The organism is Thaumasiovibrio subtropicus, from assembly GCF_019703835.1.
GTDB classification, from domain to species: Bacteria; Pseudomonadota; Gammaproteobacteria; order Enterobacterales; family Vibrionaceae; genus Thaumasiovibrio; species Thaumasiovibrio subtropicus.
Window position 1 is genome coordinate 3,253,407 of sequence record NZ_AP023054.1, and the last position, 14,065, is coordinate 3,267,471.

At 49.2% G+C, this 14,065-nt stretch carries 3 protein-coding genes, 2 tRNA genes and 5 rRNA genes; 2 read left to right on the plus strand and 8 right to left on the minus strand.

All coding sequences use genetic code 11. The annotated features are described in order from the left end of the window. The first annotated feature begins 44 nt into the window (after window positions 1–44). Window positions 45–1,892 (plus strand): RNA polymerase sigma factor RpoD, encoded by a 1,848-nt coding sequence (gene rpoD / locus TSUB_RS14450; protein WP_087018914.1) that lies wholly within the window; start codon window positions 45–47, stop codon window positions 1,890–1,892. Between the two features lie 131 nt (window positions 1,893–2,023). After that, window positions 2,024–2,099: transfer RNA gene (locus tag TSUB_RS14455), tRNA-Ile, on the plus strand. Between the two features lie 527 nt (window positions 2,100–2,626). Here the strand turns inward: TSUB_RS14455 and TSUB_RS14460 are convergent. The 8 genes from TSUB_RS14460 to TSUB_RS14495 form a co-directional block, all read right to left on the minus strand. Further along, a complete protein-coding gene (locus TSUB_RS14460; protein ID WP_087018916.1) occupies window positions 2,627–2,926 on the minus strand; it encodes a hypothetical protein in 300 nt (99 codons plus the stop codon). 638 nt (window positions 2,927–3,564) lie between these two features. Continuing rightward, entirely contained in the window at window positions 3,565–4,857 is a 1,293-nt protein-coding gene (ltrA, locus tag TSUB_RS14465; RefSeq protein WP_221274591.1) for a group II intron reverse transcriptase/maturase, read from the minus strand. A gap of 603 nt (window positions 4,858–5,460) precedes the next feature. Further along, window positions 5,461–5,575: ribosomal RNA gene (rrf, locus tag TSUB_RS14470) — 5S ribosomal RNA — on the minus strand. An 89-nt stretch (window positions 5,576–5,664) separates the two neighbouring features. Next, window positions 5,665–8,546 (minus strand): 23S ribosomal RNA (locus TSUB_RS14475). A 250-nt stretch (window positions 8,547–8,796) separates the two neighbouring features. Next, window positions 8,797–8,872, minus strand: a tRNA-Glu gene (locus TSUB_RS14480). 66 nt (window positions 8,873–8,938) lie between these two features. Then, window positions 8,939–10,488: ribosomal RNA gene (locus tag TSUB_RS14485) — 16S ribosomal RNA — on the minus strand. Between the two features lie 345 nt (window positions 10,489–10,833). Continuing rightward, window positions 10,834–10,949, minus strand: a 5S ribosomal RNA gene (gene rrf, locus TSUB_RS14490). 88 nt (window positions 10,950–11,037) lie between these two features. Beyond that, window positions 11,038–13,920 (minus strand): 23S ribosomal RNA (locus TSUB_RS14495). Together the 16S, 23S and 5S rRNA genes with 1 tRNA gene alongside form the textbook arrangement of a ribosomal RNA operon. Window positions 13,921–14,065: the final 145 nt, after the last annotated feature.

The window sequence follows — 14,065 nt, forward strand, 5'->3', positions numbered from 1 at the left end:
CCGCATACTACATTCTTCACACAGACCCAAGTTGGATATCGTCTATGGAGCAAAATCCGCAGTCTCAGCTAAAGTTACTTGTCCAAAAAGGCAAGGAACAAGGCTATCTGACCTACGCCGAAGTAAATGACCACCTGCCAGAAGATATTATTGATTCTGATCAGGTAGAAGACATCATTCAAATGATTAATGACATGGGTATTAAGGTGGTTGAAAGCGCCCCTGATGCCGATGATATGATGATGTCAGAAGACGCCGCAGACGAAGATGCCGTTGAAGCCGCAGCGCAAGCACTTTCTAGTGTTGAAAACGAAATTGGCCGCACCACTGACCCAGTTCGCATGTACATGCGCGAGATGGGTACTGTAGAGCTGTTGACCCGTGAAGGCGAAATCGACATTGCTAAACGCATTGAAGAAGGTATCAACCAAGTTCAATGTTCTGTTGCAGAATACCCAGAAGCTATCGCTCACCTACTCGAGCAGTTCGACAAAGTAGAAGCTGAAGAACTTCGTCTTACAGATATTATCTCCGGCTTTGTTGATCCTAATGACGAAGAGACCGCAGCCCCAACGGCTACGCATATCGGCTCTGAGCTGAGTGAAGCAGATCTAGAAGACGAAGATAAAGATCTGGAAGAAGACGATAGTGATGATGACGAAGAAGATGAGGATGATGGCAGCATCGATCCTGAACTTGCTCGTGAGAAGTTTTCTGAGCTTCGTTCAAGCTATCAATCAATGGCAACCGCGATCGATACTTATGGTCGTGCAGACCCACGTACGTTAGTTGCCGTTGAAGAGCTCTCTGAAATCTTCAAGCAGTTCCGCCTGATCCCTAAGCAGTTTGACCGCCTAGTGAGTTCATTGCGCGATACCATGGACCGTGTTCGTACTCACGAGCGTTTAATCATGCGTATCTGTGTTGATAACTCTAAGATGCCGAAGAAAAACTTTGTTTCCTTCTTTAGCGGCAATGAGTCAAGCGAACACTGGATTGATGAAGCGCTTAGCTCTGGCAAACCATGGGCTGACCGTCTTCAAAATTACGAAGAAGACTTACGTCGTAGCGTGCAAAAACTGAAAGGCATTGAAGGTGAAACCGGCCTATCTGTTGAGCGCATCAAAGACATTAGCCGTCGTATGTCGATTGGTGAAGCAAAAGCACGCCGTGCTAAAAAAGAGATGGTAGAAGCAAACTTGCGTCTTGTTATCTCTATTGCGAAGAAATACACCAACCGTGGTCTGCAGTTCTTGGATCTGATTCAAGAAGGTAACATCGGTTTGATGAAAGCCGTCGATAAGTTTGAATACCGTCGTGGTTACAAATTTTCGACCTACGCAACGTGGTGGATCCGTCAGGCAATTACACGTTCAATCGCTGACCAGGCACGTACTATTCGTATCCCTGTGCACATGATTGAGACCATCAACAAACTGAATCGTATCTCTCGTCAGATGCTTCAGGAGATGGGCCGTGAGCCGCTGCCAGAAGAGCTGGCAGAACGCATGCAAATGCCTGAGGACAAGATCCGCAAAGTACTGAAGATTGCCAAAGAGCCAATCTCAATGGAAACCCCAATCGGTGATGATGAAGATTCGCACCTAGGTGATTTCATTGAAGATACAACGCTAGAGCTGCCGATGGATTCCGCTACGGCAACCAACCTGCGTATGGCAACACACGAAGTACTCGCAGGCCTTACCCCTCGTGAGGCTAAAGTACTTCGTATGCGATTTGGTATCGACATGAATACCGACCATACGTTGGAAGAAGTTGGCAAGCAGTTTGATGTGACACGTGAGCGTATCCGTCAGATTGAAGCGAAAGCCCTTCGTAAACTACGTCACCCAAGCCGCTCAGAAACGCTGCGCAGCTTCCTTGACGAGTAACCGGTAGAAACAAAGCATAAAAAGCGAGCATCTACGCTCGCTTTTTTTATAACTGCTTAAAATGCAAGCAAAACCACCTACTCTTCATCTAGACAGATCCGCCCCTATCCCCTATAATCACTGCTCATTATGGCCCCTTAGCTCAGTGGTTAGAGCAGTCGACTCATAATCGATTGGTCCGCAGTTCAAGTCTGCGAGGGGCCACCATATTTTTCAAGGCCTTAGAGCGTTTTCGCTGCTAAGGCCTTGTTCGTTTTAGGGCTCTGTGTAGCAAACATGTAGCAGATGGCTCTTGTGTAGCATTCTGTGTGGCAAGCCCTTAAACTTACCTCTCTAATACCGTTTTCTTCCTTTGGCTCGCTTAACGGACAACTCATCCTCACTGTTATCTCCTTTAGTTAATATCAGTACAAAAGTACCTCGATAGCACCTACTATCAGCACTCATGGGATTTTAGTAGAAACGATTAATGGTATATCAGCAACAGGAAAGCTGTGCGGTTGTCATTAGTGTCTTGGTCGCTCTATCAGTTATCGTAACCTTCTCAGATTTGAGCTCTATGCGGTCTCTAAGGCGGCAGCTGCAAAGCATTCTATACTAAAGTTCTAGATACACCGCTGCAATGCTACTCATTCAACAAGAGCTAGCGCTGTTTACTTCAGCGCATTAAGGTTGCAGAGAAACATCAGCTTGCCAGTGATTATCAAAAGAGGAACTGTCAGATCACGCCCGAACTAGTATATCTGAAGCACGTTCTTGACGATTCCGTTCGCAAGCTCCTGCCCTCCAAAATTTAGATGAAATATATATCCTTCAATAATCAGAGCTGTAAATACTTCTCCATAAGGCAGCTCAATAGTTACATCATGCTCTCGCCCTGAAGCAAGTACTGAAAGTCCTGCGGCTCCAATGACTTTACACGCAATCAAGTCGCTCGCTACAGCGAAAGAGGGCTGCATTCCTGAAACGAAAGGCTTACTTAGCCCGCCTTCGCTTTCTGGCTTTATGTATACTCTTGCCTTAACTATAAGCATCGTACTCCTTAAGAAATAGCTTCAGTACTCTGAGTCGCGTCATTGATATCTTCAATATGCTCTGCTTTGTGATGGTTTAACACCACTCTAAGTAAAAATATGATCTAGCTGAGATCACTCTTTCATACAGTCAAATAGCTACGGATAGCCTCATTAATATCGGCTTCAAAAAGTTAGCAAGGCAGCAATAATCCATACAAATGGAAGTGAGGCTGCTCGCGCTTACCCACATCTAAGATGGCTTTTCACGTACACAAATTGCTAAGCTTCTCAAGCTAGTAGAGCTAAGGTGAATAAATGGATTCACACCTTTCTTGAAAAAGGCCTTTAAGGGCAACAAGAAAAGCCAAGAGCATGCAGACCGTATTCTTAACATCCACACAAGTAGAGTAACTCAAGAAGCCATAGTAAAACTTACTACTGGAAAAGATCAGTGACAATCCAGAGCGTGTAAGCCTTAATCAAGCTGATGTTTGGTTTCAGGAGAAAGCGAGATTTGGTAAACAGAGTACAACCGGAAGGATTTGAGTTTAGCTTGGAACGCGGCCTAGATCCGTTCGACAGTAACAGTTCTATTATTTGGGAAATTCGATACAAGAGATAATCGAGTAGGAGGAGGCCTCACGGCCTCCGTCCTCTCACACCACCGTACAAGCGTGGGTCGCATACGGCGGTTCCGAATATATTTTCAGTGACTCATACCCGTCTCGCAACGAGTATAATTCCCTCTCATTGAACCAGTTAACTGGCATGGCGTGATTCAACTGGGGCGTTAACGCCAGATGCCACCAACCTTTATCTGACATCGCTAGCTTCCACGCATTGCGCTCTGTTACACCTTGTCGCTGTAACCATGTCGCTATACTGTATCTGCGTTTGCGCTGCTTCAGTCGGTAGCATCTTAATCGACGTCGTATCCATTCGTCTAAACGCTGCATCGCGCTCTTACGTATGGCGAGCTTGAAGTAGTGCTGCCAACCTCGTAGGTATTGGGTTAACTCGGTGATTATTACCGATAACTCTCGACCTCGATTTCGCTTCGTTATTCTCCGCACTCGCTTCTTCATTTGAGCTTGTGCCGATTTCGATATCAGGATTGCTTCATCTCTCTTGAAGCTATGGCCTAAGTAAGCTCGCTCTGTCACTCTTGTCGCGGCACTTTTCTCACGATTTACCGTGAGCTTTAGCTTCTGCTCCAAGAACTCCGTTATCGACGCTTTGACTCGATGGGCGGCTTCCTCACTACGAACGTAGATTTGGCAGTCGTCTGCATATCGACAGAACTTATGCCCCCTTCGCTCTAACTCTTTATCCAGTTCATCTAATACGATATTAGAAAGTAACGGAGATAATGGCCCGCCCTGTGGCGTTCCTCGTTGTCTCTGTTCAACTATCCCATTTCGCATTAAGCCTGCCTGTAGATATGCCCTGATTAGCTTTAACACTCGCTTATCATCAATGTCCTGCGATAGTCTGTACATCAGCCTATCGTGGTTCACTGTGTCGAAGTATTTCGCTAAGTCGATATCTACAACATAACCTCGACCATCCCTGATATAGCGACTTGCCGCTGCTAACGCATCATGCGCACTGCGGTTCGGCCTGAACCCATAACTACTGGCGGAGAACTTAGGCTCATAGATATCAGTCAGCACCGATGTCATTGCCTGTTGAACAACCCTATCAAGCACCGTGGGGATGCCTAGTTGTCTTACACCACCATTAGGTTTAGGGATTTCTACACCAAGGACTGGTTGAGGTTGGTAGCTTCCGTCCAGAAGACTCTGCCGGAGCGCTTGCCCATTTGAAGCTTGTCGAAGTTTTGAGATGGTCGCTGTGATATCGAGCCTGTCGACACCTGCGCACCCCTTGTTCTTCTTCACGCGTCGAAGAGCATGGTTCAGATTCGCTGAGGCGCTGATTTGTTCCATCAGCGGAGTTGGGGTCACCAAGACTCGTCCTCTTTTCTACGCCGATCATGCTTGTCATTCTTCGTGACCGTGAGCTTTACTTGCGGTATTGCCCTTTGGAACGTAGAGATGTTATTCATCTTGCTATGACTCCACATGATTGAGTAAATAGTGACTGCTTCTTGATATATTCTGTTCAGGCCTTCCCTTGAGTTGTACTTCCTCAAAGTACTATGCCTTCTGCTGACTTCTCATTGCTCATCACACAACATCACTCCTGTATTAGTCTCGACTGAGACAAGCAATAAGATCTCCCGAGGTAAGACGTTGCTCTTTCCCTTGGTCGTGCCTGATTTACCTATACACACTTCCCGTCGAGGCATTGGGCTATTCTATCTATTGCTAGGTTACCCAAGTTGTACTGGCCTACTATCAGGTTTCTGTCCGTCACAACCAAGTTTTGCCATTTGCTTCCTTCAGATTTCACCTCACAGTGAACATCCTTGCATAGGCTAACGGTTCTCGCTCGACTGAGCCCGTAGAGGACTTTCACCTCCTAGAGCAACGCCATGCTCGGCGCACAACGCAAAAAGGCCATCCTCTCGGATGGCCTTTTCACTCAAAGCCTGGCGATGTCCTACTCTCACATGGGGAGACCCACACTACCATCGGCGCTATTGCGTTTCACTACTGAGTTCGGCATGGAATCAGGTGGGTCCACAATGCTATGGTCGCCAAGCAAAATTTATTCAAACTAGGAAAGCTGATTTGTCTTGTTCTCAACACACTCAAGCGCGATTAAGTCCGATAAAACACCTTGGGTGTTGTATGGTTAAGCCTCACGGGCAATTAGTACAGGTTAGCTCAACGCCTCACAACGCTTACACACCCTGCCTATCAACGTCGTAGTCTACGACAACCCTTTAGGACAGTTAAACTGCCAGGGAGAACTCATCTCAAGGCTCGCTTCCCGCTTAGATGCTTTCAGCGGTTATCGATTCCGAACTTAGCTACCGGGCAATGCGTCTGGCGACACAACCCGAACACCAGAGGTTCGTCCACTCCGGTCCTCTCGTACTAGGAGCAGCCCCTTTCAATTCTCCAACGCCCACGGCAGATAGGGACCGAACTGTCTCACGACGTTCTAAACCCAGCTCGCGTACCACTTTAAATGGCGAACAGCCATACCCTTGGGACCGACTTCAGCCCCAGGATGTGATGAGCCGACATCGAGGTGCCAAACACCGCCGTCGATATGAACTCTTGGGCGGTATCAGCCTGTTATCCCCGGAGTACCTTTTATCCGTTGAGCGATGGCCCTTCCATTCAGAACCACCGGATCACTATGACCTGCTTTCGCACCTGCTCGACTTGTCAGTCTCGCAGTCAAGCGGGCTTATGCCATTGCACTAACCTCACGATGTCCGACCGTGATTAGCCCACCTTCGTGCTCCTCCGTTACGCTTTGGGAGGAGACCGCCCCAGTCAAACTACCCACCAGGCACTGTCCTCACCCCAGATAATGGGGCCAAGTTAGAACATCAAACATACAAGGGTGGTATTTCAAGGATGACTCCACGCTATCTGGCGACAACGCTTCAAAGTCTCCCACCTATCCTACACATGTAGGCTCAATGTTCAGTGCCAAGCTGTAGTAAAGGTTCACGGGGTCTTTCCGTCTAGCCGCGGGTACACAGCATCTTCACTGCGATTTCAATTTCACTGAGTCTCGGGTGGAGACAGCGTGGCCATCATTACGCCATTCGTGCAGGTCGGAACTTACCCGACAAGGAATTTCGCTACCTTAGGACCGTTATAGTTACGGCCGCCGTTTACCGGGGCTTCGATCAAGAGCTTCGACCGAAGTCTAACCCCATCAATTAACCTTCCGGCACCGGGCAGGCGTCACACCGTATACGTCATCTTTCGATTTTGCACAGTGCTGTGTTTTTAATAAACAGTTGCAGCCACCTGGTATCTGCGACTCCCGTTAGCTCCATCCGCGAGGGACTTCACCGACAGGAGCGTACCTTCTCCCGAAGTTACGGTACCATTTTGCCTAGTTCCTTCACCCGAGTTCTCTCAAGCGCCTTGGTATTCTCTACCCGACCACCTGTGTCGGTTTGGGGTACGATTCCTTACAATCTGAAGCTTAGAAGCTTTTCCCGGAAGCATGGCATCAATGACTTCACTGCCGTAGCAGCTCGACGTCGTATCTCAGTCTTAGGTGTCCGGATTTGCCTAAACACCCAACCTACATACTTGAACCTGGACAACCGTCGCCAGGACCACCTAGCCTTCTCCGTCCCTCCATCGCAATTGTAAGAAGTACGGGAATATTAACCCGTTTCCCATCGACTACGCTCTTCAGCCTCGCCTTAGGGGTCGACTTACCCTGCCCCGATTAACGTTGGACAGGAACCCTTGGTCTTCCGGCGAGGGGGTTTTTCACCCCCTTTATCGTTACTCATGTCAGCATTCGCACTTCTGATACCTCCAGCATGCTTTACAGCACACCTTCAACAGCTTACAGAACGCTCCCTACCCAATACGCATAAGCGCATTGCCGCAGCTTCGGTTTACTACTTAGCCCCGTTACATCTTCCGCGCAGGCCGACTCGACCAGTGAGCTATTACGCTTTCTTTAAATGATGGCTGCTTCTAAGCCAACATCCTGGCTGTCTGAGCCTTCCCACATCGTTTCCCACTTAGTAGTAATTTGGGACCTTAGCTGGCGGTCTGGGTTGTTTCCCTCTCCACGACGGACGTTAGCACCCGCCGTGTGTCTCCCGGATAGTACTTACTGGTATTCGGAGTTTGCAAAGGGTTGGTAAGTCGGGATGACCCCCTAGCCTTAACAGTGCTCTACCCCAGTAGTATTCGTCCGAGGCGCTACCTAAATAGCTTTCGGGGAGAACCAGCTATCTCCAGGTTTGATTGGCCTTTCACCCCAGCCACAAGTCATCCGCTAATTTTTCAACATTAGTCGGTTCGGTCCTCCAGTAAGTGTTACCTCACCTTCAACCTGCCCATGGCTAGATCACCTGGTTTCGGGTCTACACCCTGCAACTGTACGCCCAGTTAAGACTCGGTTTCCCTACGGCTCCCCTATTCGGTTAACCTTGCTACAGAATGTAAGTCGCTGACCCATTATACAAAAGGTACGCAGTCACCCCGAAGGGCTCCCACTGCTTGTACGTACACGGTTTCAGGTTCTATTTCACTCCCCTCACAGGGGTTCTTTTCGCCTTTCCCTCACGGTACTGGTTCACTATCGGTCAGTCAGGAGTATTTAGCCTTGGAGGATGGTCCCCCCCTATTCAGACAACGTTTCACGTGCGCCGTCCTACTCGATTTCACTGATAAGGGATTGTCGGTTACGGGGCTATCACCCTGTATCGCGGCACTTTCCAGAGCCTTCACCTAATCCCAAGCCAGCTTAAGGGCTACTCCGATTTCGCTCGCCGCTACTTTCGGAATCTCTGTTGATGTCTTTTCCTTCGGGTACTTAGATGTTTCAGTTCCCCGAGTTCGCCTCATAACGCTATGTATTCACGTTATGATGACCGCTTATGCGGCCGGGTTTCCCCATTCGGAAATCCATGAGTATAGTGACTCTTACCGTCTTCTCATGGCTTATCGCAGGTTAGCACGTCCTTCATCGCCTCTGACTGCCAAGGCATCCACCGTGTACGCTTAGTCACTTAACCATACAACCCCAAGGGGTTTCGTATGACAGCAACCAAGGTTTACATGTTTTCGCTGGACTCAATACAAGACACTTGAATGTGTTTGTTGTATTTACTTGCGTAAATACATTTTGAGAACTTGTTCATTTTTCAATGAACGATTCAATCTATTCGATTGAATTTACTAGTCAGCTTTCCAGTTTGTTAAAGAGCATGTGTGTCTTTCAACACCACTATCTTAAGCTTCTGCTTCAGCAAAAGATTGAGATAGTGGCGTCCCATAGGGGAGTCGAACCCCTGTTACCGCCGTGAAAGGGCGGTGTCCTAGGCCTCTAGACGAATGGGACACATCGTGTTCTACATTATTACCAAGCAATCTGTGTGGACACTGCATTTAACAGCAGTCTTATCGTTAAGGAGGTGATCCAGCCCCAGGTTCCCCTAGGGCTACCTTGTTACGACTTCACCCCAGTCATGAACCACACCGTGGTAAACGCCCTCCCGAAGGTTAAGCTATCTACTTCTGGTGCAGCCCACTCCCATGGTGTGACGGGCGGTGTGTACAAGGCCCGGGAACGTATTCACCGTAGCATTCTGATCTACGATTACTAGCGATTCCGACTTCATGGAGTCGAGTTGCAGACTCCAATCCGGACTACGACGCACTTTTTGGGATTCGCTCACTTTCGCAAGTTGGCCGCCCTCTGTATGCGCCATTGTAGCACGTGTGTAGCCCTACTCGTAAGGGCCATGATGACTTGACGTCGTCCCCACCTTCCTCCGGTTTATCACCGGCAGTCTCCCTGGAGTTCCCACCCGAAGTGCTGGCAAACAAGGATAAGGGTTGCGCTCGTTGCGGGACTTAACCCAACATTTCACAACACGAGCTGACGACAGCCATGCAGCACCTGTCTTACAGTTCCCGAAGGCACACTCGAATCTCTTCAAGCTTCTGTAGATGTCAAGAGTAGGTAAGGTTCTTCGCGTTGCATCGAATTAAACCACATGCTCCACCGCTTGTGCGGGCCCCGTCAATTCATTTGAGTTTTAATCTTGCGACCGTACTCCCCAGGCGGTCTACTTAACGCGTTAGCTCCGAAAGCCAGTGTTCAAGACACCAACCTCCAAGTAGACATCGTTTACGGCGTGGACTACCAGGGTATCTAATCCTGTTTGCTCCCCACGCTTTCGCATCTGAGCGTCAGTCTTTGTCCAGGGGCCGCCTTCGCCACCGGTATTCCTTCAGATCTCTACGCATTTCACCGCTACACCTGAAATTCTACCCCCCTCTACAAGACTCTAGCCTGCCAGTTTCAAATGCGGTTCCGAGGTTAAGCCCCGGGCTTTCACATCTGACTTAACAGACCGCCTGCATGCGCTTTACGCCCAGTAATTCCGATTAACGCTCGCACCCTCCGTATTACCGCGGCTGCTGGCACGGAGTTAGCCGGTGCTTCTTCTGCAGCTAACGTCAAATCTAGCAGGTATTAACTACTAAACCTTCCTCACTGCTGAAAGTACTTTACAACCCGAAGGCCTTCTTCATACACGCGGCATGGCTGCATCAGGGTTTCCCCCATTGTGCAATATTCCCCACTGCTGCCTCCCGTAGGAGTCTGGACCGTGTCTCAGTTCCAGTGTGGCTGATCATCCTCTCAAACCAGCTAGGGATCGTCGCCTAGGTGAGCCGTTACCTCACCTACTAGCTAATCCCAACTGGGCCCATCCTAACGCGAGAAGCCCGAAGGTCCTCCTCTTTGCTCCGTAGAGATTATGCGGTATTAGCCATCGTTTCCAATGGTTATCCCCCTCGTTAGGGCAGGTTCCCAGCCATTACTCACCCGTCCGCCGCTCGACGCCCTTAACGTCACCCGAAGGCTCTGTTAAGTCGTTTCCGCTCGACTTGCATGTGTTAGGCCTGCCGCCAGCGTTCAATCTGAGCCATGATCAAACTCTTCAATTAAAGTTTTTTTGGTCTTTCGACCGGCTCAATGAATACTGATATTACTTATTGCTAAGTAATGAATTGACTGTGCTAAGACCGAAGTCTTAATTTGGTCACTAGTATCATTGATAAATCTTTAGACTATCTATTCAACGAGTGCCCACACAGATTGCATGGTCATATTGTTAAAGAACGTTGACTTTCAATGCGTTAGCCTTGTTGGCTTCAGCAAGTCAGGAGGCGTATAATACGCTGCTCTGATTTTAAGTCAAGATAAGATTCTCGATTTTTTGAAAATCTTATGTTGACTCCGCTCGCAAGCGAAATCACTTTCTTCTTAGACAAAAAGAAAGAAAATTCAAAGCCTGGCGATGTCCTACTCTCACATGGGGAGACCCCACACTACCATCGGCGCTATTGCGTTTCACTTCTGAGTTCGGCATGGAGTCAGGTGGGTCCACAATGCTATGGTCGCCAAGCAAAATTTGTTCAAACTAGGAAAGCTGATTCGTCTATTCTCAACACACTCAAGTGCGATTAAGTCCGATAAAACACCTTGGGTGTTGTATGGTTAAGCCTCACGGGCAATTAGTACAGGTTAGCTCAACGCCTCACAACGCTTACACACCCTGCCTATCAACGTCGTAGTCTACGACAACCCTTTAGGACAGTTAAACTGCCAGGGAGAACTCATCTCAAGGCTCGCTTCCCGCTTAGATGCTTTCAGCGGTTATCGATTCCGAACTTAGCTACCGGGCAATGCGTCTGGCGACACAACCCGAACACCAGAGGTTCGTCCACTCCGGTCCTCTCGTACTAGGAGCAGCCCCTTTCAATTCTCCAACGCCCACGGCAGATAGGGACCGAACTGTCTCACGACGTTCTAAACCCAGCTCGCGTACCACTTTAAATGGCGAACAGCCATACCCTTGGGACCGACTTCAGCCCCAGGATGTGATGAGCCGACATCGAGGTGCCAAACACCGCCGTCGATATGAACTCTTGGGCGGTATCAGCCTGTTATCCCCGGAGTACCTTTTATCCGTTGAGCGATGGCCCTTCCATTCCAGAACCACCGGATCACTATGACCTGCTTTCGCACCTGCTCGACTTGTCAGTCTCGCAGTCAAGCGGGCTTATGCCATTGCACTAACCTCACGATGTCCGACCGTGATTAGCCCACCTTCGTGCTCCTCCGTTACGCTTTGGGAGGAGACCGCCCCAGTCAAACTACCCACCAGGCACTGTCCTCACCCCAGATAATGGGGCCAAGTTAGAACATCAAACATACAAGGGTGGTATTTCAAGGATGACTCCACGCTATCTGGCGACAACGCTTCAAAGTCTCCCACCTATCCTACACATGTAGGCTCAATGTTCAGTGCCAAGCTGTAGTAAAGGTTCACGGGGTCTTTCCGTCTAGCCGCGGGTACACAGCATCTTCACTGCGATTTCAATTTCACTGAGTCTCGGGTGGAGACAGCGTGGCCATCATTACGCCATTCGTGCAGGTCGGAACTTACCCGACAAGGAATTTCGCTACCTTAGGACCGTTATAGTTACGGCCGCCGTTTACCGGGGCTTCGATCAAGAGCTTCGACCGAAGTCTAACCCCATCAATTAACCTTCCGGCACCGGGCAGGCGTCACACCGTATACGTCATCTTTCGATTTTGCACAGTGCTGTGTTTTTAATAAACAGTTGCAGCCACCTGGTATCTGCGACTCCCGTTAGCTCCATCCGCGAGGGACTTCACCGACAGGAGCGTACCTTCTCCCGAAGTTACGGTACCATTTTGCCTAGTTCCTTCACCCGAGTTCTCTCAAGCGCCTTGGTATTCTCTACCCGACCACCTGTGTCGGTTTGGGGTACGATTCCTTACAATCTGAAGCTTAGAAGCTTTTCCCGGAAGCATGGCATCAATGACTTCACTGCCGTAGCAGCTCGACGTCGTATCTCAGTCTTAGGTGTCCGGATTTGCCTAAACACCCAACCTACATACTTGAACCTGGACAACCGTCGCCAGGACCACCTAGCCTTCTCCGTCCCTCCATCGCAATTGTAAGAAGTACGGGAATATTAACCCGTTTCCCATCGACTACGCTCTTCAGCCTCGCCTTAGGGTCGACTTACCCTGCCCCGATTAACGTTGGACAGGAACCCTTGGTCTTCCGGCGAGGGGGTTTTTCACCCCCTTTATCGTTACTCATGTCAGCATTCGCACTTCTGATACCTCCAGCATGCTTTACAGCACACCTTCAACAGCTTACAGAACGCTCCCCTACCCAATACGCATAAGCGCATTGCCGCAGCTTCGGTTTACTACTTAGCCCCGTTACATCTTCCGCGCAGGCCGACTCGACCAGTGAGCTATTACGCTTTCTTTAAATGATGGCTGCTTCTAAGCCAACATCCTGGCTGTCTGAGCCTTCCCACATCGTTTCCCACTTAGTAGTAATTTGGGACCTTAGCTGGCGGTCTGGGTTGTTTCCCTCTCCACGACGGACGTTAGCACCCGCCGTGTGTCTCCCGGATAGTACTTACTGGTATTCGGAGTTTGCAAAGGGTTGGTAAGTCGGGATGACCCCCTAGCCTTAACAGTGCTCTACCCCCAGTAGTATTCGTCCGAGGCGCTACCTAAATAGCTTTCGGGGAGAACCAGCTATCTCCAGGTTTGATTGGCCTTTCACCCCAGCCACAAGTCATCCGCTAATTTTTCAACATTAGTCGGTTCGGTCCTCCAGTAAGTGTTACCTCACCTTCAACCTGCCCATGGCTAGATCACCTGGTTTCGGGTCTACACCCTGCAACTGTACGCCCAGTTAAGACTCGGTTTCCCTACGGCTCCCCTATTCGGTTAACCTTGCTACAGAATGTAAGTCGCTGACCCATTATACAAAAGGTACGCAGTCACCCCGAAGGGCTCCCACTGCTTGTACGTACACGGTTTCAGGTTCTATTTCACTCCCCTCACAGGGGTTCTTTTCGCCTTTCCCTCACGGTACTGGTTCACTATCGGTCAGTCAGGAGTATTTAGCCTTGGAGGATGGTCCCCCCCTATTCAGACAACGTTTCACGTGCGCCGTCCTACTCGATTTCACTGATAAGGGATTGTCGGTTACGGGGCTATCACCCTGTATCGCGGCACTTTCCAGAGCCTTCACCTAATCCCAAGCCAGCTTAAGGGCTACTCCGATTTCGCTCGCCGCTACTTTCGGAATCTCTGTTGATGTCTTTTCCTTCGGGTACTTAGATGTTTCAGTTCCCCGAGTTCGCCTCATAACGCTATGTATTCACGTTATGATGACCGCTTATGCGGCCGGGTTTCCCATTCGGAAATCCATGAGTATAGTGACTCTTACCGTCTTCTCATGGCTTATCGCAGGTTAGCACGTCCTTCATCGCCTCTGACTGCCAAGGCATCCACCGTGTACGCTTAGTCACTTAACCATACAACCCCAAGGGGTTTCGTATGACAGCAACCAAGGTTTACATGTTTTCGCCGGACTCAATACAAGACACTTGAATGTGTTTGTTGTATTTACTTGCGTAAATACATTTTGAGAACTTGTTCATTTTTCAATGAACGATTCAA